This window comes from Caballeronia sp. LZ028 (genome assembly GCF_031451415.1).
Lineage (GTDB): Bacteria > Pseudomonadota > Gammaproteobacteria > Burkholderiales > Burkholderiaceae > Caballeronia > Caballeronia zhejiangensis.
In genome coordinates this window covers 701,923-723,941 of the sequence record NZ_JARUXN010000004.1, presented here as the reverse complement: position 1 = coordinate 723,941, position 22,019 = coordinate 701,923, and the positions used below count along the sequence as shown (strand labels likewise).

At 64.9% G+C, this 22,019-nt stretch carries 20 protein-coding genes; 9 read left to right on the top strand and 11 right to left on the bottom strand.

Going from position 1 to position 22,019, the window contains the following annotated elements; all coding sequences use genetic code 11:
- Positions 1–65: 65 nt before the first annotated feature.
- The 6 genes from QCE58_RS26095 to QCE58_RS26070 all read right to left on the bottom strand — a co-directional run bounded on the left by QCE58_RS26095 (position 66) and on the right by QCE58_RS26070 (position 5,321).
- Positions 66–1,238 (bottom strand): ABC transporter substrate-binding protein, encoded by a 1,173-nt coding sequence (locus QCE58_RS26095; protein ID WP_008353424.1) that lies wholly within the window; start codon positions 1,236–1,238, stop codon positions 66–68.
- Positions 1,239–1,551: 313 nt separating this feature from the next.
- Entirely contained in the window at positions 1,552–2,502 is a 951-nt protein-coding gene (locus tag QCE58_RS26090) for a dihydrodipicolinate synthase family protein (protein ID WP_250521656.1), read from the bottom strand.
- Between the two features lie 133 nt (positions 2,503–2,635).
- Positions 2,636–3,328, bottom strand: a complete 693-nt coding sequence (locus QCE58_RS26085) for a FadR/GntR family transcriptional regulator (RefSeq protein WP_008353427.1) — start codon at positions 3,326–3,328, stop codon at positions 2,636–2,638.
- A gap of 229 nt (positions 3,329–3,557) precedes the next feature.
- The gene (locus QCE58_RS26080; protein WP_250521655.1) at positions 3,558–4,394 is read right to left on the bottom strand and encodes a 3-keto-5-aminohexanoate cleavage protein; all 837 of its coding nucleotides are present in this window, start codon (positions 4,392–4,394) and stop codon (positions 3,558–3,560) included.
- A gap of 176 nt (positions 4,395–4,570) precedes the next feature.
- Entirely contained in the window at positions 4,571–4,852 is a 282-nt protein-coding gene (locus tag QCE58_RS26075) for a DUF3303 domain-containing protein (RefSeq protein WP_008353429.1), read from the bottom strand.
- Between the two features lie 118 nt (positions 4,853–4,970).
- The gene (locus tag QCE58_RS26070) at positions 4,971–5,321 is read right to left on the bottom strand and encodes a hypothetical protein (protein WP_250440580.1); all 351 of its coding nucleotides are present in this window, start codon (positions 5,319–5,321) and stop codon (positions 4,971–4,973) included.
- A gap of 259 nt (positions 5,322–5,580) precedes the next feature.
- Between QCE58_RS26070 and QCE58_RS26065 the strand changes: the two genes are divergently transcribed.
- From QCE58_RS26065 to QCE58_RS26055, 3 genes are read left to right on the top strand one after another with little or no spacing between them, the layout of a single operon-like run.
- Positions 5,581–5,883, top strand: a complete 303-nt coding sequence (locus QCE58_RS26065; protein ID WP_250521654.1) for an EF-hand domain-containing protein — start codon at positions 5,581–5,583, stop codon at positions 5,881–5,883.
- Positions 5,884–5,895: 12 nt separating this feature from the next.
- Complete coding sequence (locus QCE58_RS26060; RefSeq protein WP_008353432.1) at positions 5,896–6,609, top strand: response regulator; 714 nt, start codon at positions 5,896–5,898, stop codon at positions 6,607–6,609.
- Positions 6,606–7,940, top strand: coding sequence for an ATP-binding protein (locus tag QCE58_RS26055; RefSeq protein WP_008353433.1), 1,335 nt, complete (start codon positions 6,606–6,608; stop codon positions 7,938–7,940). The genes QCE58_RS26060 and QCE58_RS26055 overlap by 4 nt, the downstream gene beginning before the upstream one ends.
- Before the next feature lie 2 nt (positions 7,941–7,942).
- Here the strand turns inward: QCE58_RS26055 and QCE58_RS26050 are convergent, their stop codons facing one another.
- Complete coding sequence (locus tag QCE58_RS26050; RefSeq protein WP_175979308.1) at positions 7,943–9,316, bottom strand: polyhydroxyalkanoate depolymerase; 1,374 nt, start codon at positions 9,314–9,316, stop codon at positions 7,943–7,945.
- A 174-nt stretch (positions 9,317–9,490) separates the two neighbouring features.
- Between QCE58_RS26050 and QCE58_RS26045 the strand changes: the two genes are divergently transcribed.
- Positions 9,491–10,144, top strand: coding sequence for a glutathione S-transferase family protein (locus tag QCE58_RS26045; protein ID WP_008353437.1), 654 nt, complete (start codon positions 9,491–9,493; stop codon positions 10,142–10,144).
- Positions 10,145–10,219: 75 nt separating this feature from the next.
- Complete coding sequence (locus QCE58_RS26040; RefSeq protein WP_008353439.1) at positions 10,220–10,924, top strand: Crp/Fnr family transcriptional regulator; 705 nt, start codon at positions 10,220–10,222, stop codon at positions 10,922–10,924.
- A 1-nt stretch (position 10,925) separates the two neighbouring features.
- Here the strand turns inward: QCE58_RS26040 and QCE58_RS26035 are convergent, their stop codons facing one another.
- Positions 10,926–11,915, bottom strand: coding sequence for a zinc-dependent alcohol dehydrogenase family protein (locus QCE58_RS26035; protein WP_250521653.1), 990 nt, complete (start codon positions 11,913–11,915; stop codon positions 10,926–10,928).
- 576 nt (positions 11,916–12,491) lie between these two features.
- Here QCE58_RS26035 and QCE58_RS26030 point away from each other — a divergent pair.
- On the top strand, positions 12,492–12,866 hold the full coding sequence (locus tag QCE58_RS26030; protein ID WP_033536165.1) for a DUF3564 family protein: 375 nt from the start codon (positions 12,492–12,494) through the stop codon (positions 12,864–12,866).
- 18 nt (positions 12,867–12,884) lie between these two features.
- Here the strand turns inward: QCE58_RS26030 and QCE58_RS26025 are convergent, their stop codons facing one another.
- Positions 12,885–13,076 (bottom strand): DUF2964 family protein, encoded by a 192-nt coding sequence (locus tag QCE58_RS26025; RefSeq protein WP_033536164.1) that lies wholly within the window; start codon positions 13,074–13,076, stop codon positions 12,885–12,887.
- A gap of 297 nt (positions 13,077–13,373) precedes the next feature.
- Here QCE58_RS26025 and phaP point away from each other — a divergent pair, with 297 nt between their 5' ends.
- Positions 13,374–13,796 carry a phasin family protein gene (gene phaP / locus QCE58_RS26020; RefSeq protein ID WP_008353443.1) on the top strand — a complete coding sequence of 141 codons (423 nt, stop codon included), beginning with the start codon at positions 13,374–13,376 and terminating at the stop codon, positions 13,794–13,796.
- A 71-nt stretch (positions 13,797–13,867) separates the two neighbouring features.
- Positions 13,868–14,680, top strand: coding sequence for a methyltransferase domain-containing protein (locus QCE58_RS26015; RefSeq protein WP_309780489.1), 813 nt, complete (start codon positions 13,868–13,870; stop codon positions 14,678–14,680).
- A gap of 7 nt (positions 14,681–14,687) precedes the next feature.
- On the opposite strand, the gene QCE58_RS26010 is transcribed toward QCE58_RS26015, so the two are convergent.
- On the bottom strand, positions 14,688–16,832 hold the full coding sequence (locus QCE58_RS26010) for a serine/threonine-protein kinase (protein ID WP_033536133.1): 2,145 nt from the start codon (positions 16,830–16,832) through the stop codon (positions 14,688–14,690).
- A 441-nt stretch (positions 16,833–17,273) separates the two neighbouring features.
- On the opposite strand from QCE58_RS26010, the gene QCE58_RS26005 reads away from it, so the two are divergent.
- A complete protein-coding gene (locus tag QCE58_RS26005) occupies positions 17,274–17,495 on the top strand; it encodes a hypothetical protein (RefSeq protein ID WP_250521652.1) in 222 nt (73 codons plus the stop codon).
- A 36-nt stretch (positions 17,496–17,531) separates the two neighbouring features.
- Here the strand turns inward: QCE58_RS26005 and QCE58_RS26000 are convergent, their stop codons facing one another.
- Complete coding sequence (locus tag QCE58_RS26000; protein WP_250521651.1) at positions 17,532–21,899, bottom strand: DEAD/DEAH box helicase; 4,368 nt, start codon at positions 21,897–21,899, stop codon at positions 17,532–17,534.
- Between the last annotated feature and the right edge of the window lie 120 nt (positions 21,900–22,019).

The following is a 22,019-nucleotide window of genomic DNA, read 5'->3' as shown; positions in this document are numbered from 1 at the left end:
TTTTTGTACAAGCGGCGACGCTCCTCGCGAGGAACGTCGCCGTCTCATCACACCGATACGTCGACTTACTTCGTCTTCGCCGCGCCGATTTCGCGGTCCCATTTCTGGAACGCGGCGACCATCGCCTGCGCGTTCAGCGGCAGTACGTGCGGACGGTCGGCGAGGAGCTTCGCGTATTCCGGACGGCCGAACTTCTGGATGACTTCCTGGCTCTTCGCGGGCGCCATCGAGAGCGGCACGTCCTTCACCGCCGGGCCAGGATAGAAATAGCCATCGTCATATGTCAGCGCCTGCTGCGCCGGCTCGAGCATGAAGTTCATCAGCTTGTAGAGCACGTCGAGCTTTTCCTTCGGCACGCCTTTCGGAATCACCATGTAATGGGCGTCGTTGACCCACGTCATGTTGTCGAATGCGCCGACCTTGAATTCCGCCGGCACGATGCCGAGCGCGCGCGGATTGATGTCCCAGCCCGTCACGGTGACAGTCATGTCGCGCGTGCCTTCACCCAGCTCCTTCATCACGGCCGACGTGCCGCCCGGGTAGTACGGAATGCAGTCGTTCAGTTGCTTGAGGAACGCCCAGGTCTTGTCCCAGCCGTTGATCGGGTCCATCGGGTCCTTGTCGCCGAGCACGTACGGCAGGCCCATCAGGAAGGTGCGGCCCGGACCGGAGTTGGCCGGACGCGCGTAGATCAGCTTGTTCGGATGCGCCTTGCACCACGCGAGCAGTTGATCCGGCGTCTTGGGGACATCGGTGACTTTGGCCGGGTTGTATTCGAGCAGCGGACCCGCTGGCATGTACGTCACTTCCAGACCGTAGCCCTGCGCGATGTCCTGCATCTTGCGCGGACCGGGCGCGTACTTGTCGAGCACGCCGGGGAATGCCTTGGCGTTGTCGGGCAGAAGCTTCTCCCACAGACCTTGCTGAATGCCGGCCGCGAGCGCGTCGGTGCCCGTCACGACGAGGTCGATGTCCGAGCGCCCCGCCGCCTGCATCGCCTTGATCTTGCCCGGCAGTTGCGGCGCCGGCGCATTCGTGAACGTGATGCTGGACACGAGGTCCGGATACTTGGCCTTGAACGCCTCGAAGCCCTTTTGCGTCAGTTGCAGATTGCCTGCAACGTCGACGATGTTGATCGACACGGGATCGGCCGCGTGGGCCGCGCTCGTGCCGAAAGCCGCGCTCACGGCGACGCAAATCGCCGCCAGTTTCACTGACAGTCCTGCCTTGAAAGCCATGTTGTCTCCTCACTTCTCTCGCAACCGCTGGTCGGGAAGAGGTCCGGTCGGATCGTCGATGTTGTCGATTGTGTTGATCGCCGGCCTGTTTGTACTTCGTTCTGATTCTTGCGTGTCTATCGTGCGCGTGCGTCCTCGTTGCGGCTTGGATGCTGAAAAATAGCTAACGAGGTTATAGGATGTCAAGCAAATCGCAACCCGCCGATGCTGTTACCGAAACAGCCGAACCGGCTTTTTTCCTCTGCCGATAGCGCTTTGCAAGCCGTCTCGGGATATACCCCGAGCGCTTGTTACCTCCCGCTTTAACCTGTATTTAACTGGGGTTTCCTGCACGTTTCCCGGAAACGCGGAGGGTTTCATCGAATGCGAGCAGCGCGCGCGCTGCACGTTCGATGGCCGGCAACGCAGCTTCAGGCGACGCGCTCAGCAACGGCAGTATCGGGCCCATGTCGGCGATGCCCGATAAGGTCACGGCGTCGTGCAGAACGCGGATCAGCGAGACTTCGTCGCGAAGGGTTTCGAGCGGCATAAAGTGCTCGTAGATGGAATCGGCCCCGGTGCCGCCTGCTTTTGCGGCGCGCAGCAGCGCCATCACTGCGTGCGGCGCGATGCATCCCGAGCCGGTCGTCCATGACGCGAGACCGAAGTCGCGCGTGTGAACCAGCGCGGGGCGCTCGCCCATGCCCGACACGACCTTCGACGCCGGCACGCTTTCGAGCAAGCGCCGCAGATAGCCGTCGTCCGCTGGATTGGCCCGCTGAATCGCGTATTTCACCGCGAGCAGCGTGCCGTCATCGACGAGGCCGGCAAGCCTGTCCACGTCGATGTAACTCTCGCTCTTGATATAGAGCGTGAACGGCATGCCGGCCACATCGGCAAGACGTCTGAGGCCGTGCGCGACGCCCTCCGGCGTGGTGAAACCCGCGAGCGGCAGGATCATCGCGGTGCGGTAGCCCGTCTGCGCGAGGATGCGCGCCTGATCGAGCATCTTCCCGTAGTCAGGGCCGATGGCCGGAATGACGCGAGTCCGCGGACCAGCCGACTCGGCCAGCATGTCAAGCAACTCCCGGAACTCGCTGACGGCGACGTGGTACAGATTCGCGTTGCCGCCGTAAAGCAGCGTGGAGACGCCGCCGGCCTCGATATGAGCGATCAGCCCGCGGTTGGCTTTGGGATCGAGCGAATAATCCGGGCGACGCGCCAGGGGCGGCACCGCCATGACGGATGCGGAAAACTCGCTGACGACGATGGGATCGGTATTCATGACGCCTCGCTGAATCGACGGAAAAGGTCCGCAGAAGGTAGCAAGGCGGGTAAACGTTGTCAAACAACTTTGCCGGGAGGGAGCCGGTTTATCGCAAGTTGGCTAAGGTTGTGTGACAACTGTCGGGTCGAAATTATTCACCGAACATGCGCTCGACCGCGTTCTCGAGGTGCGCCTTCATCGCTTGCCCGGCTCGGGCGGAATCGCGCGCGCGGATCGCTTCAAGGATTTCGCGATGCTCTCTCTGAACGAGACGCTGGCGTTCGAGCGTCTTCACGTACGACAGGTTGCGTGACAGGTTCATGCTGACTTCGACCTGTTCTTCGATGAACGACAGCACGGTGATGAAGAACTGATTTTTAGACGCTCGCGCGACCGCGAGATGAAACGCGAAATCGTCTTTCGCGCCGATGCCCTCCTGCGTTTCGACGACGCGTTCGAGCTGATCCCACGCGTCCTGAATCGCGCGGATGTCTTGCTCCTCGGCCTTGACGGCGGCCAGTTCCGCCGCGCCCGACTCCGTCACCACGCGAAATTCGTAGCAGCGACGAATGTCGGATAGCGTTTCCAGCGGAGCGAAGCGGCGCACGTCGGGATCGGGGCGGCGACCCACGATCGTTCCCGATCCGCGCCGCGTCACGATGATGCCGTCTGCGCGCAACCGCGCGAGCGCCTCGCGCACGGTCGGACGCGAGGTGGCGAATCGTTCCGCGAGCGCGTGTTCGGTGAGGAGCCGGTCGCCCTCCTTGAACTCGCCTTCGATGATGCTGTTGAGGATGTCGCTATAAATCCGGTCGGCGAGGCCGGATGACTTACGCTCGTTCATGTTCGCGCGTGACGTGCTTGTCAGGGTGGAGACCGATTGTAAGGCAGATTTTGTCAGGCAGATTTTTCGCGCGAGGCACCGCAAGCCGCCTGTCCCATGCTCAGTATTTCACCGCACGCGAAGTGCGAGCCTTGAATGACATTTCGGCATGCGAAGCGATATTGCGCAGCGTAAACAAAAACGCGCCCGCGGTCTCCCGCAAGCGCGCTTCGGCCATCGCCATCGAAATTCAGATCGACAACAGCTTCCTCGCTTCGTTCGCCGTCGCCACCGGCCGACCGTACTCCGCGCATAACGACGCCACCCGGCTCACGAGTTGCGCATTGCTCTTCGCGAGCGTGTCCTTGTCCCAGCGCACGTTGTCTTCGAGTCCCGTTCGGCAATGTCCGCCCAATTGCAACGTCCAATGATTCACTTCGAGCTGATGGCGCCCGATGCCCGCAGCCGTCCACGTGGCATCCGGCAGATTCTTCTTCAACTGCTCGACCTCGAACTCGAGAATCTCGCGTCGCGCGGGCAATGCGTTCTTCACGCCGAGCACGAACTGAACGTGCACAGGCGATTTCAACAAACCCTGATTCACGAGATCGACGGTGCTATAGAGCATCGCCAGATCGAAGATCTCGATCTCGGGCTTCACGTTGTGATCGAGCATCGTCTGCGCGAGCGAGCGCACGAAATCGGGCGGATTCTCGTAGACGATCGTCGGAAAGTTGACCGATCCCGTCGCGAGCGACGCCATGTCAGGCTTCAAGTCCAGCATCGCGCCGCGCTGCTCGAACGAACGCCCGCGCCCGCCCGTCGAGAACTGGATGATGATGTCAGGGCAATGCTTGCGGATGCCTTCCTGCAATTCCGCGAACCTGTGCCGGTCCGAGCTCGATCGTTCATCCTCGTCGCGCACATGCAGATGCACGAGCGTCGCGCCCGCTTCATACGCCTCGTGCGTGCTTTCGACCTGCTCGGCAATCGTGATCGGCACGGCAGGATTGTCTTTCTTGCGCGGCACCGAGCCGGTGATCGCAACCGATATGACGCAAGGTTCTTTCGTAGGGGATTGGGTCACGCTTCGCTCCTTGACGGCGCCATGCTTGAAACAACTTCGCGGAGATCGTATATGGCGCTCAAATTTGAACTAACTAGTACATTTGTGATGTTGAGGCATTCTCCGTGCCGCTGCAAGCCACGCAAACCCTAAGCTCTCGACGCGCGTTCGTACGACGAATCGGGCCGCTTGCCCCGCTACTGTCGCTGCGCATACTCGGCGAGCATTTTTCCGACCTGCTCGTCCGTGATCGCCGGCTTGATGTCGAACATGAACAAATCGGCCCATTCGTGCGCCCATTGCGCGAGCGGCTCGACGTTGTCGCATTCGCACACGGCGATACCCCAGATCGAACCGATCGCATGCCAGCGGCCCAGCAGATGAATGCCGTCGGGCGGCGCGCCGCGAGTTTGCAGGAATCGCTCGGCCGCGAGTCGTTCGGCCTCGGGTTGCGCAGTCCAGTTGACGATGAATAGCATGGCTCGATCCTCCTGTTGGAACGCCATGAAACGGCGCGACGCGCCGGGCTCGCCGCCGCATCGGCAGTTGCGCCGATGCGGTTCATCCAGTATAGGAGGCGGCCGTGGATCGCATTGATCAATGCATGACGACGACGGGCGTCGCGAGCACCGGCTGCGCGTAAGTCACTCTGACGGCAGGCGCAACTCCATACGGCGTCACGATGACCGCAGGCTGCGGCGGCGGAGGCGGCGGCGCGGCGACCACCACCGGCGCGAACGCCGGCTCGACGACGATCGTGCGCGCGGGCACGTAGTAATACGGCGGCCTCGGCAGCGGCGCGTAGTAGTACACGGGACGCGGCGGCGGCGCGTAAACGACGGCGGGCGCGACGTAGGAAACCTGCACGCTCGTTCCAGCCGATGCGGTCTTCGCGCAGGTCAGGCTGATGGCGGCAACGGCGGAAACGCTGAGCAAACGGCAATTCATGTTGAAGTCCTCATGCATCGTGAGACGTTGAATACGGCAGCAACAAAGAAATGCAACTGCCGGCGATGAGAACGATAGCGAAGCCCTGCCCGATGCGTGAGCCGTAACTTATGTCGCGGGATGTCGGCGCGAATGCGCGGCATCGAACGCGAAATACGGCGACATGATTCGTAGCATCCCCAAGATTGCGTTCGCGGCGCGGCTCAATAGAATGGCATCACCGTCGACGTTCATCCGTAGCGAATCAGGGGAGAGAGCCATGCGAAAGATTCTTGTCATCCTTGCGGCATGCGCGACGTGCGCCACGTCGGGCGCGGCGTTCGCGCAGACCGCTACGCAGCCGATGGGCGCGAGCCCGCGCCTCGAACACGTGCTCGGCCAGTTGCAGACGCGCTTTTCGAGCGCCAACACCACGCACGACGGCAAGCTCACGCGCGAGCAGGCATCCACGGGCATGCCGATGGTCGCCAAGCACTTCGACGAAATCGACACGCAGAAGAACGGCTACGTCACGCTGCCGCAAATCGAAGCCTTCATGCACGAGCACGCCGCGCAACGCTGACCCGGAGCCTCCATGGAAACCCTGCCGAAGATCATCGTGCTTGACGACGAAGCCGAGTTGCGCAACATGCTGCAGCGATTTCTGAGTTCGCAGGGTTTCGAGGTACGCGTCGTCGAAAATGGCAAGCGCCTCGACCGCTATTTGCAGCGCGAGCCTTACGACCTGCTGGTGCTCGACTGGATGATGGAGCCCGAAGACGGCCTTTCGGTCTGCAAGCGCCTGCGTGCCGAAGGCCAGACGCTGCCGATCCTGATGCTCACCGCGAAAGGCGATCCGGTCGACAAGGTCGTCGGCCTCGAAACCGGCGCCGACGATTACCTTGCCAAGCCCTTTCTGCCGCAGGAACTCGTCGCTCGCGTGCGTGCGTTGCTGCGCCGCCAGAAGATTGCGGCGGGCGACCCGACGCATACGCAGCAGCGCATCCGTTTCGGCGATTTCCGCCTCGATCTCGCGAAGCAAAAGCTGTATCGCGGCGGCGAGCCGTTCGAGATTCATTCCGCGCAGATGCAGTTGCTCACGGCGCTCGGCTCGTCGCCGAACCGCGCGGTCAGCCGCGACAACCTCATCGCCCGCACGCGCGGCCGCGATCACGACGCGCTTGATCGCAGCATCGACGTGCAGGTGTTGCGGCTGCGTCAGATCGTCGAGGAAGATCCGGGCAAGCCTCGGTTCATTAAGACCGTGTGGGGCGTCGGCTACATGCTGCTCGCGGAAATCGAATCGTGAAGTGGGCGCCGCGCTCGCTCTTCGCGCGCAACATCCTGCTGCTGGTCGCGCTCGTCGCGGTGAGCCAGGTGTGCGCGATCGCCGTGCTGCTCCATTTCATCCAGACGCCGCGCATCGAGCGCGCGGCGGCGACCTTCGCGAGCTATATCGTCACGCTCGATACGCTCCTGAAAACTTCGCCGCCCGAAGCCGCGCAAGGCGTTGCCGTGAACCTCGACCTTCGCGCCGAACTGCCCGCCGGCGCGCGCGACATGGCGCCGGGATCGCGCTTGCGCTTCTATCAAACGTATCAGCGCCGGACGTTCATCGAGAGCCTGCGCGCGCATCTGCCCGCCGACATGCTCGTGCGCTGGCAAGGCGCAGAAGCGTCCGACGACGGTCAGCAGCGCTTGTGGATCCGCGCGCATCTGGCGGGCGAGCCGCGCTGGCTGGCGCTGCCGGTGCCCGAAGCCGCGCACGACGACGGCCTCGCGACCGCCCTTTTCCTTTCGCTCGGACTCGGCGCGCTCGCGTTCGCGACGGCGTACTTGATCCAGCGCCATCTGAACCGTCCGCTCGCGCATCTCGCCGATGCCGCTCGGCTCGTGTCCGCGGGCGGCGAGCCGGGCGTCCTGCCGACCGACGGTCCGACGGAAATCGCCCAGGTCAGCGGCGCCTTCAATCGCATGACGGCCGCGCTGAAGGAAGCCGACGCCACGCGCGCGCTGATGCTCGCGGGCATTTCGCACGACATTCGCACGCCGATGACCAAGCTGCGCCTCGCCATGGCGATGTCCGCCGTGCCATCGACGGACGCGGCTTTCGCGGCATCGGCGGAAGGCTATCTCGACACCATCGATACGATTCTTCAGCAGTTCATGGACTACGCGGGCAGCGGCGCGAAGGAAACGCCCGTCGTCGGCGATCTCAACGCGCTGATCGCCAATCTGGCCGCCGATTTCGCCGGACTGGGGCACGAGTTCGCGCTCGATCTCGGCGAGATCGAACCGTTCCCGTTCAGGCCGATCAGCATGATGCGGATGCTCATGAACCTGATGCAGAACGCAGTGCTCTACGGCGTAGTCGGCCTGGAAGTGCGGACGTGGACAGATCGCGAGGCGAACACGGCCTGCGTCGTGATCGCGGATCGCGGAAAAGGCCTCGGCGGTCAGGATCCGGAAGCGCTGAAGCAGCCGTTCAAGCGCGGCGGCGGCGAAGGCCAGCCGAAGGGCACGGGCCTCGGACTTGCAATCGTCGAGCGCATCGCGCGGCTGCACGGCGGAACGCTCGAACTGCGCGCGCGCGACGGCGGCGGCGCGGAGTCGCGCATCGTTCTGCCGCTCTCGAGCTAGCGTTATTCGGGATCGGCGATCGCCTGTTTGTCATCGCCCTCGTTCGCCGTCTGCGCCTGATCCTCGGCGACCGTGGATTCGCGTGCGAGCGGCGCGATTGCGTGCAAGGGCACCATCGGCTGCGTGCGCGCATTCACACCGGCGGGACTGGGCTCGTTGTCGTGGATCAATGCGCGGATGCGCGGATAAATCTGCTGCTCCCAGCGCTTGCCGTTGAACACGCCGTAGTGGCCGACGCCCGTCTGAACATGATGCGCCTTCAGATACGGCCGCAGCTTGTCGCACAGATCCTGCGCCGCGAGCGTCTGGCCGACGGCGCAGATATCGTCGCGCTCGCCCTCGACGGTGAAAAGCGCGGTGCGCCGGATCGCCGACGGATCGACCTTGCGGCCGCGCACTTCGAGCTGCTTCAGCGGCAGTGCGTGCCGCTGAAACACGGTGTCGACGGTTTCCAGATAGAACTCCGCGGTGAGGTCCATCGTCGCGAAGTATTCCTCGTAGAAAACGCGGATCGCATCGGCCTTCGCGACGTCGCCCTTCGCGCGTTGATGATGCATCTCCTCGAACGATTCGATGTGACGCGCGAGATTCATCGACATGAACGCGCCCAGCTGTACGAAGCCCGGATAAACGCGCCGCATCGCGCCCGCGAAACCGAACGGCACCATGCTGATGAGATTGCGCTCGAACCAGTCGATCGGCTTGCTTTTCGCGAGTTCGTTCACGCGCGTCGGGTTCACGCGCGTATCGATGGGACCGGCCATCAGCGTCATGCTCGCCGGCTCGGCGGGATGCCGGTCCTCGGCCATCAGCGCAACCGCCGAGAGCGCCGCGACGGTCGGCTGGCAGACGGCGAGCAGATGCGCGCCCGGCCCGATCGTCTCGATGAAATCGATGATGTGCTGCACGTATTCGTCGAAACCGAAGCGGCCGTGCATCAGCGAGACGTCGCGCGGATTGCGCCAGTCGGTGATATAGACGTCGTGATCGGCGAGCATCGTCTGCACGGTGCCGCGCAAGAGGGTCGCGAAGTGGCCGGACATCGGCGCGATGACGAGCACGCGCGGCTGCACGATGGACGCATCGTCCTTGCGAAAATGCAGCAGATCGCAGAACGGCGTCGATGCCGCGACTTCTTCCAGGACGCGCATCGTTTTGCCTTCGGCTTGCACCGGCGCGATATCGAATGGCGGCCGCGCGTGCGTCAGGCCCGCGAGCGCGACCTGTTCGCAGAGCGCCGCCATACCGCGGGCCTGCGGCGTCTCGCCGATATCCTTCCAGACACGCAGCGCGCCTTCGACGAGCGTGGCGGCGTGGCGGATCGGCAGCATCGAATCGGACCAGGCCTGATAGCCCGCATAGGTGAACGGATTCATGGCGACGAAAGGAGGCAATAGCCATGCCAATCGATGGCTACATGGGCCTTCATATGTCACGCGATTGGCATAGGCTTTGCACAGATGCCATTCACGAGCGCGTTTTGCCGCGCTTCGGTGCTTGGGCGCACCGCGCTCGATCCGTCTTGGTGCACGACGCGCGAGGAACGACTCATGGCGAACGCCACGCTCACCATTAGCAGCAAGAACTATTCGTCCTGGTCGCTGCGCGGCTGGCTGCTCACGAAGTTCAGCGGACTGCCGTTCGAGGAAGTCGTGATGCCCGCCGACGATCCCGGCGCGCGCGCCGAACTGCTTTTGCTGTCGCCATCGATACTCGTGCCGTGTCTCTTTCACGATGGCATCAAGGTCTGGGACACGCTCGCCATCGCGGAATATCTGAATGAAGTGTGCCCCGATGCCGGCCTGTTGCCGAAGGAGCGCGCCGAACGCGCGCATTGCCGCGCGATTTGCGGCGAGATGCACTCGGGTTTTGCCGCACTGCGCTCCGCCCTGCCGATGAACCTGAAGGCGCACTTTCCGGGCTTCAAGGTATGGGCGCGCGCGCAGACCGACATCGAGCGGATCGTGACGATCTGGCATGAATGTCTCGCGCAGTATGGTGGTCCGTATCTGTTCGGCGAACGGACGTGCGCGGACGCGATGTTCGCGCCGGTCGTCACGCGCTTCGTCACCTACGATGTCAAGCTCGACGCCGATATCGTCGCGTACGGCGAGCGCATTCTCGCGATGCCGGAGATGCGCCGCTGGATCGCCGATGCGCAACAGGAAGCCGAGGAAATCGACGAACTCGATATCGAGTTCTGAAACGGTCGCGCGAGTCAGGCCGATTTTCTTTTCCTCCATTCGTGAACCATACTGGTCTTGAAGGAGGAAGTCGCAATGGAACCTTCAATCGATGCAGGCGCTTCGACCCGGCGCGCGCCGACGTTGCACGTCCGCTTTTCGGACACCGACGCGATCCCGTTTCCGACGCGCACCGTCGAGCGTGGCGATGCGTTGTATTGCGCGGGGGAGCCGTTGCGCAGCCTGTATACGGTGCAAAGCGGTTGCTTCAAGACCGTTGCGACATTCCCCAGCAGCGACGATGACAGCGCGCCGCACACGCAGGTCACGGGCTTTCACTTCGAAAACGAAACGCTCGGTCTCGACGGCATATGCACGAACCGGCACGAAAGCGACGCCGTCGCGCTCGAAGCGAGCGTCGTGCGGATCATGCCGGTCGGCATTCTCGAACCGCTGTGTCGCGAATACGCGGGGATGCAGCACGAACTGCTCGCGATCATGAGCGCGGAAATCGTGCGCGCATCGCGTCTCGCGCTGATGCTCGGCACCATGCCCGCGCGCGAACGCGTCGCGGCGTTCCTGCTCGATTTCGCCGAACGCCTCGACGCGGGCGCAACGTCATCCGGCGGACATCCGGTCGATCTTCTCTTGCCGATGACGCGCGCGGATATCGGCAGCTATCTCGGGCTCGAACTCGAAACCGTGAGCCGCACGCTCTCGAAGCTGCAGCGCGAAGGCGCGATCGGGCTCAACGGGCGTCAGGTCCGCATCGTCGATCGCGCGATGCTCGAACATCACTGATTCACGCGCGGACCGTCAGCACCGCCGCGCCCGTCAGCTTGCCGTCGCGCAGATCGGCGAGCGCGCGGTTCGCTTCGTCGAGCGGATAAGGCGTCGTGTGCAGATCCAAATGAAACTGCGCGGCGATCCCCATGAACGCGCGGCCGTCCTCGCGCGTGAGATTCGCCACCGATATGACGCGCCGCTCGCCCCAGAGCAGCGCATACGGAAACGAAGGAATGTCGCTCATGTGGATGCCGCCGCACACCACGGCGCCGCCCTTCGCGACCGCCTTGAGCGCCGCGGGCACGAGCGCGCCGGCGGGCGCGAAGATCAGCGCGGCGTCGAGTTCATCGGGCGGCGTCTCGTCGCTGCCGCCCGCCCAATGCGGCTTCAGGGCGAGCGCGAGACGTTGCGCCGCGATATCGCCCGGACGCGTGAACGCATAGACCGCGCGCCCCTGATGCTTCGCCACCTGCGCGACGATATGCGCGGCCGCGCCGAAGCCATAGATGCCGATGCGCTGCGCGTCGCCGGCCATCGCGAGCGTGCGATAGCCGATCAGTCCCGCGCACAGCAGCGGCGCGGCTTCCACGTCCGAATACCGTTGCGGCAGATGCAGGCAGTAGCGCGCATCGGCGACGACGCGTTGCGCGTAACCGCCGTCGATCGTATAGCCGGTGAAACCCGGCGCATCGCAGAGATTCTCGCGGCCGGCGATGCAGTAGCGGCAACGGCCGCAGGTATGGCCCAGCCACGGCACGCCCACGCGATCGCCGGGCGCGAAGTTCGTCACGCCCGCGCCGAGCCGCGCGACCGTTCCCACGATCTCGTGGCCCGGTATCACGGGCCGCTTCGGATGCGCGAGCTCGCCGTCGACTACATGGAGATCGGTGCGGCACACGCCGCACGCATGGACGTCGATGAGCAGTTCACCTGCGCGCGGCACCGGATCGGGCAGATCGCGCAACTGCAGGAAAGGACCGTTGCCGTCGAAGACCATTGCGCGCATGAATTCATCTCCATCGATATTGCAGCGCAGCGTGTTGTCCGTCGCAGCAGCAAACGAACGGCACGCACGCGCGATGCGCTGGGGCGCGCGAAGCCGCCTTGGTGCACCGATGCACGCTCGCCGGGCATTCTGGTTACGCCACATCACGCGATGATGCGGCGCACGCATCGCGCATCGGTTGCTCGCGCGTGCGGCGATTTGCCTCCGATGACTGTCGCTGAACGGTCAGATTGTCGTACTAAACTTGACTCATGCAGTCACGAAGCGAACATGTGTCGGCGACACATTTCGGCATCGGACTTGCTTGTTTGGTTCGGACATCATCGGTGTTGCGGCGCGGCAAGTTCGCGATCCGAAGCGTGCCTTACGAACGCATCGGCGATGGAACCCATTACATGCGGCGCGATTAAACTTATCTGCGGCGTCCAGTTCGAACCTCTCATCGCGGTCTGAGAAGATCGCGTCGCAACGCCTCAACAATACGCGCGGCGCAAGCCGCCATTCAACCGAGGACGCTCATGGCCGGCGAAAGCGCCGAGCGTCTTCGTCCATCGAATTTGCTTCATGGAGGATGACATGCGTATCACGGTCAAGCTGGATGGCTTCGAAGGCGCTCAATCGGCGGCCTACGCCATCCTGTGGCTCGACAAGGAAACCCGCCGATGGTCGCGCGAGGGTCATCAGTCCGTCGATGTGCCGGACTGGGGCGGCTTGCGCACAGGTTCGAACGGCACGATGATTTGCGGCCAGCAAGTGGGCGATCCCATCTGCGTTCTGGAGCGCCTCGATGTCGACGCGCCGGATGGCCCATGCGAGGGTCTCGCGGGACGCGTCCTCTGGTATGCCGACGGCGCCGGCATGAAGAGCACCGGACGCTGGCACGTCCAGTGCATCGATCGCGAGCAGATCAAGGCGGAGCACGGCGTATTCGCCGACGAGGAGAGAATCTGATCGGTACGCGCTCAATCGTCAGGGCTCGTCGCTCGGGAACGGTGTCAGCATCACGACGAACGACGCAGCCCCGATGAGTATCGCGAGCACGCCGTAGTACATCACCGACGTCTCGTCGAAGAGCAGGCCGCGCAGCGCCGCATTGATGCCGCCCAGCGTCACGAACACCGCGCCCAAAGCCGCGACGATGCGCCCTTCACCCCTGATCATGATGTTCTCCCGACCGTCGGGCGCACCGATACCGCGCCGCGATAATTCAATGGTCGCTTGCTCGGCGCGGCACGAATTGACCTGCATCAACCTCAATCGAACGTCGCGCGCGCCGGGGAGGCGACCGCTCGTTCTGGTGTTTTCCCTTGCCCCATTTCCACGGCTTATATTGGTAGTATCAGGTGCTGGCTGCGCGTTGACATGGCTTCGCGCACACGGCGCATGCTGCCCGGGCCATCCTCGCTTTTGCCCGCAAGAATGGCTCGCATTCGACCGACAAAACCCTGGGGAGGCACGATGAACCAAAATTTCAGCGATCCGTTCAGCCAGTTTGCAGCCATGTTCCAGCAGTACCAGCTTCCTGGGTTCGACGTCACCGCGATCATGGAATCGCGCCGCAAGGACGTCGAAGCGCTCGCGGCGACCAATCGCGTCGCGTTCGGCGGCATGGAGGCGCTGCGCGACAAACAACTCGAAATCCTGCGCCGGACCTTGAGCGATCTCGAAGGCATCGCAAAACAATTCGCCACGACCTCGACGCAACCGCCGTTCAACGCCAACGAAGTCGTGCAACGCGCGCTGCACAACGCGCTCGCGGACATGCAGGACATCGCGCGCACGACCCAGCAGACTCAGGCCGAAGCCTATGCGCTCGTCAGCAAACGCATGGAAGACGCCCTGAACGAACTCAAAGCTTCTATCGAGAAGCCCAAGACCTAGCCTCGCGCGGTCCTGACGAGGCCCGGCCTCCGGCAACGACGAGCCGCGCGTGCGGCGAGCGGAGGTGCGTCATGCAATTCGACGAATTCGCAGCGTTCGAGAAGGACGGCTGGGAGCATGTGGTCCCGTCGTACGAGGACTATTTTGGAAGGCTGACCGTTCAGGCGCATCCCGCGCTGCTCGATGCGCTTTCGGTCGCGCCGGGCATCCGCATGCTCGATGTCGCCGCCGGGCCGGGCAATCTCGCCGCGGCGGCGATCGAGCGTGGCGCGACTGCGGCGGCCGTCGATTTTTCCGCGTCGATGATCGCGCACGCGCGGCAGTTTCATCCCGAGATCGAGTTTCATCTCGCGGGCGCGGAGCAGTTGCCGTTCGGCGACGAAAGCTTCGACGCCGTCGGCATCAACTTCGGCATGCTGCATTTTCCCGAGCCCGAGCGCGCGCTCGACGAAGCGGCGCGCGTGCTCCGCCAGGGCGGACGCATTGCGTTCACCGCGTGGGCTGCACCCGAACGCGCGGTCGGCTTCGGCATGGTGCTCGACGCGGTGCGGCTGCATGGGACGCTCGATGTCGGACTGCCGCCCTCGCCGCCCTTCTTTCGCTTCAGCGATCCCGACGAATGTGTGCGCGTGCTCACCGAAGCCGGCTTTGCCGACGCGCGCGCCGTCGAAGTCGAGCAAACGTGGCATCTCGTGCTGCCCGAAACGCCGCTCGACGCCTTGATGCACGGCGGCGTGCGAGTGGCGGCGCTGCTGCGCGCGCAATCGAAAAGCGCGCTTGCCGCAATCGCGCAGGAAGTGCACGCCCGCGTGACGGCGTACGCGCGGCACGGCGAGCTGCTCGTGCCGATGCCCTGTGTGCTGGCGTCCGCCACGAAACCCTGAGCCGGCGCTACTTTTTGGCTTGCGTCGTGATCTGGAAGATATCGACGGCGACGCGCTCGCGGCCGTATTTGCCCGCGAGCGCCGAGAGCCGCTTGTCGACGGCGCGCAGATATTCGGACTTCGCTTCGCTGTCGGGGCGCGGCGAGTCGAAGAGCGGCGCGGGCGTGACTGTCAGCACGATCATCTCCGAACCGAACGGCTTGCCGACGACCCAGTCGCCCATTGTGCCGATGGTCGCCGTGTAGTTTGCGGGCGCCTGGTTGTCGCGCGAGCGCGCGTTCGGCAACAGATGCACGACGCTGCCATCGAGCATGAAATAGTCGACGTTGACGTAGGACTCGAACGCGGGCGTCATCAGATCGACGATGAGCGGGTCGCCTTCGGTAAGGCTCGTCGCGCGCGAGCGCGTGTGCACCGATGCCGGTCGCCCCGACTGGCGGTTGGCCGTCCAGAACGGGCCGTACACCTTGAGCAGATCGCATTTGTCGTCGGCGACCGGCTGCACGCCGAAGTTCGTCGTCTTCACGCCTGGCACGCGGCCGAGCGCTTCCTTCAGTCGCGCGAGACCGTATTTCTGCGATACGAAGCCCTGCACGTCGACGGTCTGATCGTGCACCGACGCCACCAGCGCCGAGCACGGCACGCTCCCGAGCACGGGCGTGACGGCGGCCATAGTGAGTTCGGGAACGGGCGTCGCGGGCACGGCGGGCGTGACCGCCACCGCCGCCGAAGCGGGGGGCGCGCCGGGCGAATGCGGTGTCACCGTGCCCGCGGCGCTGCCTTCTGCCGGCGCGGGCGGCGCTTCGTGCGCAACTTCCTCGCCGCCCCTCGACTGATCGTAGAAGTAATATCCCGCGCCCGCCGCCAGCAGGGCCACGAGCGCCGCCGCGCCGATCGCAAACTTCGGCACGCCGCCTTTTTTTCCCTTGCGGCCCGCGGGCGACGCGGCATTTTCGTCGGCGATATCTTCGAGAAATTGCGTGACGCTCGGCGTCCTCGCTTCGCGTTCGAATGCGAGCGCGGCCTTCAGCGCTTTCCACTGCTTGTTGCCGAGATGCTCGGGACGCTGCGGCTTCATGCCCGCGCTTCTCGCCTGCAACGCGGGCACGCGATCGAACGGATGCTTGCCCGTCAGCAATTCGTAGGTGATGCAGCCGAGCGCGTAAATGTCGTCGCGCGGATCGGGCTCGCGATGCTCCAGCATCTCCGGGCTCGCGTACGCGGGCGTGAGCGCGCCGAGGCTGCCGGGATCGAACACGGTCGCCTCGGTTTCCTCCTCGGGCCGCTGGATCACGCGCGAAATGCCGAAGTCGATCACCTTCACTTCCGACGTGTCCGTGAGAAACACGTTGGCCGGTTTGAAATCGCAGTGCACGAAGCCGCGTTCGTGCGCGTAGGCGAGCGCGTTGGCCATGCCCTTGAAGATCGGAAAGACCTCGGAGAACGGCATGCCCTTGAAGTTCGGGTTCCGAAGCAGACGCGAGAGGGGCTGGCCAGACAGATATTCCATCGTCAGATAGACGACCTGACCGTCGCGGTCGAAGTCGTACACGGTGACGATATTCCGATGCGCGAGCTGCTGCGCCTTGCGCGCCTCGCGCTGCAACGCGATCAGCGATTTCGGATTGCCGCGGAACTGGAGATTGAGCACCTTGATCGCGACATACGGCCGCCGGTCCGACGCTTCGAGCTTGCGCAGATCGAGCGCCTTGTACACGGTCCCCATTCCGCCGATGCCGAGACATTCTTCCAGCACGAAGCGGCTGTTGAGCGTGTCGCCGACGCCTTTCATCTGCTGATCGTGATCGACCATCACTTGCGTCGCCTGACTTCCGGTGCCGCCGCTCGGATCGCGCGAAGGCGGCGGCGCGAAACCCGGCGACGTTTGCAGACGCGTCTCGTCGCGGCTCGCGGGCCCGGTAGGGGAATCGGCTTCGGGACGCATGCGCGCCGCATGCTCGATGCGGCGGCGGATGGCCGCATAGATGTCGGGGGGCAACGGCCGCGCCGCGTGCTCCTCGTCGAGGATCTCCATGAGCCGCCTTGCCGGAGTCTGTTCGGTCGCCAGTGCGCCGTCCACTCCCGCAAAGAACTCGTCGCGCGACCCGCCGTCGCCCCGATAAGTACGAATCGCTTGCGCAAAACTTGTCATCTGTGCGACGCGACGCGGCTCCAATCGATCGACAACTACTTGTCGTAACAAAACCCCGGTGATCGTTCGATACTAGCCTTCACATGGAGCTTTCGCAAATGGCGTTTTCGATCATGAGCGGCATCGCGCACATGTCGTTCGGAGACCGACACATCGATGACGAGTGTTGGCGTCACGCCATCGAAATACGCTTGGCACGAACTCGCCGCGTGGCAAAAAGGACCGAAAAATCAACGCACTGGACAGTTCGTGCCGCTCGCACGCGGCGTTGGCACGCGATTCGCATCGGTCTTCACGAACGTCTTTGCGGCAGAAGGCACGCGCCTTGTGCCGCCATTGGCGTTCACGCGCGATCGGTGTTGCGGATCACGGAGTCGCTCCGGCACATCGAAGACGATTGTCTATACTCGATTGCGACTCCCCACTCCGGAGGAAGCATCCATGGCCGTCATCAAAATCAGGGATCTCGCCGACAGCGTCGAACTCGACAGGCAGGCGATGCATACGATCGTCGGCGGCGCGCGCGATGGCGTGCGTCCATTGTTTCGCATCCGGCCGGCATCGGCGACGAATCGCGTCGTCGAATATCCGGGCGTGCCGGTGAAGGACGTGCCCGCTACGCAGGCCGGTCCGTTCACCACGAGATTCGTCTCGAAGAAATAACGTCGATAGCGGCGAGGGATCGCGTCCTTCGCCGCTTCAATGGCGCGTCGGCATGCTCGCGCCCGTCACTCCGCTGCCGATGGAACTGCCGAGCGAACGCGCCGTGCGCTTGACGAGCGCGAGACGCATGCGCTCGCGCCCTTCTCCATCGAAATCGCCGAAATAGCGCGTCTTGCCCGCGACCACCGCGCCGACCGGCACGCCGTCGAGATACAGCACGCGATTGGCTGCGAGCGCCGGCACCTTTTCTCCCGGCAGCAAGGTGCCGACGAGATTGAGCGGATCGACCGCCGACAGCGCCACGAACACGCCGTCCTTCGGCCGCTTGCGCATGTCGCGCAGCAGCGGCACGGCTTCGGGCAGCGCGAATTGCTCGCCCGCGAGCCCGGCGACGAAGCGCCCGCCGCGAATCTCGCCGCGCGCTTCCAGCCGGTGATAGACGCGCAGCAGATCGCGCCACGGCGGCAGCCATTGCGCCTCGCGCTCCAGAAGACGCCAGAACACGACACCGTAGCGCCGCAAAAGCGTCAGCGCGATGTGTTCGAGATCGCCGTCTTCGCGCGCGTCGTCCGGTTTCGCGCGGCGCAGGAGCGCCCAGCGGCCCGCGTCGTCCATTCCGCCGATGAAGAGGCCACCGCGCCTCGGACGCCGCGCGAACGCGTTGCGCTTCGCCGCCGGAGCGAGCAGCGCGCGCAGGCCCGCGAAACTGTCGGCATTGACGAGTCCGAGCGCGACCAGTTCGCCGAGCGCGTCTTCGAGTTCGGTGCGCAGAAGGCGCACGTCGGAGAGCAGTTCGTCGAAGAACATCGCGCCGTGCGCTTTCAGCGCGTCGAACACGCGTTCGGCACGCGACGACAGTTGCGGCGCTTCGTCGGGACGCATGAGCGCGTTCCATGCATCGAGGTGACGGCGCGGCAGCAGCACGATCGGCGTGCCGCGCACCGGACCGCCCGATGCGCGCGAGCGTCCTGCCGGACGCGTCCACACGAGCTTGCCCGCGCGGCACAGATCGTCGAGCCACATGCCCGAATAATCGGCGATGCGCGCCGGCAGTATTTCTTCCTCCCACGCGACGGCGGGCGCCTCGAAACCTTCGAGCTGTTCGAGCACGGCGCCGAGCGCGTCGCGGCCCTCGCCGCGCGAATCGGGCGCGACGCGCTGCCATTCGAGCAGAAAGCGCATGAAATCCTGCCGCTCGACCGGCTCAATTTCGCGACGCAGCCGCCGCACCGTATAGCGATGAATCCGCGCGAGCAAATGCCGCTCGCACCACTCTTCGACCTGCGCGCCCGGCGCGAACCGTCCGCGCATCACGTAGCCCTGCGCTTCGAGCCGCGTCAAGGCGAGCGCGATCGCCGACGCGGGCAGCGCGAGCGGACGCGCGATCTCCGGCACCGTCAGCGGCCCGAATCCAGACAGACGCGCGCGCACGATTTCGACGAGCGCGTCGTCGGTTGTCCACGCATCGTCGAAACCGGGCGGCGGCTGCAGCGACGGATGCATCGGCGCATGCTCGTAGACGGCGCGCACACACGCGAGACGTTCGACGGGCGTCCACAGCGCGTCGTGCTCCGCGATCTGCAGACGCGTCGCTCGGCCGGAGCGCGCGAGCGCATCCAGCCACGCGATCCATTGCGGGTCGCGTTGCGCTTCGGATTCGGCGATGCAGGCGAGCGTCGAAAGCGCCTCGTGCATTTCATCGGCGCTCGTGACTTCGGGCCAGGCTTCGTCGCGCACGCTCGCGATGGCGTCGGGATCGAGCGCGCCGAGATCGTCCGCCGAATGCGGATCGCTCCATCGGCGCGCGAGCACGGCCTGCGTGCGGCGTTCCTCGAGCGGCGCATCGTCGAGAAACGCATACGGCCGCGCCGACAGAATCTCGGCCGCGAGCGGCGACGGCGCGGGCAATTCGCGCGTGACGAGGCGCACATCGCCTGCTTCGATGCGCCGCAGGAGCGCGAGCCACGCGTCGGCATCCATCGCGTCGTGGAGGCAATCGTCGATCGTCTGCTCGACGAGCGGATGCGTCGGCACGTCGCGCTCGCCCGAGATGTTTTCCGCGCACGCGACCTGATCCGGGAACACCGCCGCGAGCAGATCCTCGCTTTTCATGCGCTGCAACTGCGGCGCGACCTTGCGCCCGCCGGTATAGCGCGGCAGCGCAAGCGAGTTGGTCGCGTTCCAGCGCCAGCGCACGCCAAAGAGCGGCGCGTCGAGCAGCGCCTGGATCAGCACGTGCTCCGCAGTCGCCGATTTCAGATAGCGCCAGACGTCATCGAGCGCAAAGCTGTGGCTGCCCGTCAGCGACAGCACGATCGCGTCCTCGGTCGCGGCCGCCTGCAGCTCGAAGTTGAACGTGCGGCAGAAGCGCTTTCTCAGCGCGAGTCCCCACGCACGATTCACGCGGCTGCCGAACGGCGCGTGGATGACGAGCTGCGTGCCGCCGGATTCGTCGAAGAAGCGCTCCATGACGAGCGTGTCCTGCGTCGGCAGCACGGTCAGCGCGGCGCGCGAACGCGCCAGATAATCGACGATCTGCCGCGCGGCTTCGGTGTCGATGCCACTTTCTTGTGCAAGCCGCGCGACCGTCGCTTCGACGCCGCCATCGAGCCACGCGTCGACATCGGCGCGCAGACGCGAAATCGCATGAGAAAGCTCGTCGCTGCGGCCCGGCGCTTCGCCGAGCCAAAACGGGATGTTCGGCGGCTGGCCGTTCGCGTTTTCGACGCGCACGCGCCCGCCTTCCACGCGCACGATCCGGTACGACGTATTGCCGAGCTGAAAGATGTCGCCCGCGAGACTCTCGACGGCGAAATCCTCGTTCACCGTGCCGATCTGCAAGCCTTGCGGTTCGAGGATCACGGCGAAATCGGCGTTGTCCGGTATCGCGCCGCCCGAGGTCACGGCCGTCAGCTTGCCGCCGCGACGGCCGCGCAGCGTGCGCGAGACCGCATCGCGATGCACGTACGCCGCCCGCACGCCCTGCCGTCCGGTATAGCCTTCCGCGAGCGTGCGCAGCACGGCCTCGTAATGCGCGCGATCGAGCGTCGCGTACGGATACGCGCGCGTGATGCGCTCGAACAGTGCGTCCTCGCCCCACTCGCGGCACGCGACTTCGGCGGTGATCTGCTGCGCGAGCACGTCGAGCGGCGCGTGCGGGATCGTCAGGGCATCGAGTTCGCCGCGCCGCACGCAATCGAGGAGCGCCGCGCATTCGATCAGATCGTCGCGCGAGATCGGGAAAAGCCGTCCTTTCGGCACGCCGCCGACGTGATGCCCGGAGCGCCCGACACGCTGCAAGAATGCGCCGATCGAGCCGGGCGAGCCGATCTGGCAGACGAGATCGACATCGCCGATATCGATGCCCAGTTCCAACGACGCCGTCGCGATCAGCACGCGCAGTTCGCCGCGCTTCAGACGCTGCTCCGCGTCCAGCCGATGCTCGCGCGCAAGACTGCCGTGATGTGCGGCGACGGCTTCCTTGCCGAGGCGCTCGGTCAGATGCCGCGCCGCGCGCTCGGCCATGCGCCGCGTGTTGACGAAGACGAGCGTCGTCCGATGCAGCCCGGCAAGCTCCGCGAGTCGGTCGTAGACGCGCTCCCACATGTCGTTGGACATGATCGCTTCGAGCGGCATCGGCGGGAGGTCGAGCGCGAGATCGCGCGCTCGAACATGTCCGACATCGACGATCTCGCAGGGCTGGTTATCACCGACGAGAAACTTCGCGACGAGTTCGATCGGCTTTTGCGTCGCCGACAAGCCGACGCGCACGGGCCGCTGCCCGCCCGCTTCCTCGCACAGCGCGTCGAGGCGCGCGAGCGACAGGCTCAGGTGCGAACCGCGCTTGCTGCCCGCGACCGCATGAATCTCATCGACGATCACCGTGCGCGTGGTCGAAAGCATCGCGCGGCCGGAATCGGACGACAGCAGCACGTAGAGCGATTCCGGCGTCGTAACGAGGATATGCGGCGGGCGCTTCCTGACGGCGTTGCGCTCTTGCTGCGTCGTGTCGCCGGTACGGACGGCCGCGCGAATCTCGGGCGCGGCCACGCCGGATTCGCGCAAGGTCTGCGCGATGCCCGCGAGCGGCTCCTCCAGATTGACGTGGATGTCGTTCGACAGCGCCTTCAGCGGCGACACGTATACGACGCGCGTCTCGTCCGGCAGCGTCCCGCCGTGCGCGACGCCGTCACGCACCAGTTCGTCGATGGCGGCGAGAAACGCGGTAAGCGTCTTGCCGGAGCCGGTCGGCGCGGCGACGAGCGTCGAGCGGCGCGCGTGGACGAGCGGCCACGCGCGCGCCTGCGCCGCGGTCGGCGCGGGAAAGCGGGCGCCGAACCACGCGGCGACGGCGGGATGAAAGCCGTGCAGCGCGTCGGCGATGGAAGCGGATTTTCGGATCATTCGGACATTCTATGGGCGCTTGAGAAACGGCGTATTACTGGCGCTTTTCGGACAGTTCCCATGCGACCCGGAACGCTTTACAGCGATGCTAGGCGGTTCGCCCAAGCAATCCGTTCAAAC

What these genes read in the sequence shown, in the direction of transcription:
- QCE58_RS26010 (WP_033536133.1), bottom strand. Translation starts at nt 16,832, where the DNA reads ATGACAAGTTTTGCGCAAGCGATTCGTACTTATCGGGGCGACGGCGGG.
- QCE58_RS26095 (WP_008353424.1), bottom strand. Translation starts at nt 1,238, where the DNA reads ATGGCTTTCAAGGCAGGACTGTCAGTGAAACTGGCGGCGATTTGCGTC.
- QCE58_RS26030 (WP_033536165.1), top strand. Translation starts at nt 12,492, where the DNA reads ATGCGTATCACGGTCAAGCTGGATGGCTTCGAAGGCGCTCAATCGGCG.
- QCE58_RS26070 (WP_250440580.1), bottom strand. Translation starts at nt 5,321, where the DNA reads ATGAATTGCCGTTTGCTCAGCGTTTCCGCCGTTGCCGCCATCAGCCTG.
- QCE58_RS26060 (WP_008353432.1), top strand. Translation starts at nt 5,896, where the DNA reads ATGGAAACCCTGCCGAAGATCATCGTGCTTGACGACGAAGCCGAGTTG.
- QCE58_RS26085 (WP_008353427.1), bottom strand. Translation starts at nt 3,328, where the DNA reads ATGAACGAGCGTAAGTCATCCGGCCTCGCCGACCGGATTTATAGCGAC.
- QCE58_RS26025 (WP_033536164.1), bottom strand. Translation starts at nt 13,076, where the DNA reads ATGATCAGGGGTGAAGGGCGCATCGTCGCGGCTTTGGGCGCGGTGTTC.
- QCE58_RS26015 (WP_309780489.1), top strand. Translation starts at nt 13,868, where the DNA reads ATGCAATTCGACGAATTCGCAGCGTTCGAGAAGGACGGCTGGGAGCAT.
- QCE58_RS26000 (WP_250521651.1), bottom strand. Translation starts at nt 21,899, where the DNA reads ATGATCCGAAAATCCGCTTCCATCGCCGACGCGCTGCACGGCTTTCAT.
- phaP (WP_008353443.1), top strand. Translation starts at nt 13,374, where the DNA reads ATGAACCAAAATTTCAGCGATCCGTTCAGCCAGTTTGCAGCCATGTTC.
- QCE58_RS26035 (WP_250521653.1), bottom strand. Translation starts at nt 11,915, where the DNA reads ATGCGCGCAATGGTCTTCGACGGCAACGGTCCTTTCCTGCAGTTGCGC.
- QCE58_RS26040 (WP_008353439.1), top strand. Translation starts at nt 10,220, where the DNA reads ATGGAACCTTCAATCGATGCAGGCGCTTCGACCCGGCGCGCGCCGACG.
- QCE58_RS26050 (WP_175979308.1), bottom strand. Translation starts at nt 9,316, where the DNA reads ATGAATCCGTTCACCTATGCGGGCTATCAGGCCTGGTCCGATTCGATG.
- QCE58_RS26075 (WP_008353429.1), bottom strand. Translation starts at nt 4,852, where the DNA reads ATGCTATTCATCGTCAACTGGACTGCGCAACCCGAGGCCGAACGACTC.
- QCE58_RS26090 (WP_250521656.1), bottom strand. Translation starts at nt 2,502, where the DNA reads ATGAATACCGATCCCATCGTCGTCAGCGAGTTTTCCGCATCCGTCATG.
- QCE58_RS26005 (WP_250521652.1), top strand. Translation starts at nt 17,274, where the DNA reads ATGGCCGTCATCAAAATCAGGGATCTCGCCGACAGCGTCGAACTCGAC.
- QCE58_RS26045 (WP_008353437.1), top strand. Translation starts at nt 9,491, where the DNA reads ATGGCGAACGCCACGCTCACCATTAGCAGCAAGAACTATTCGTCCTGG.
- QCE58_RS26065 (WP_250521654.1), top strand. Translation starts at nt 5,581, where the DNA reads ATGCGAAAGATTCTTGTCATCCTTGCGGCATGCGCGACGTGCGCCACG.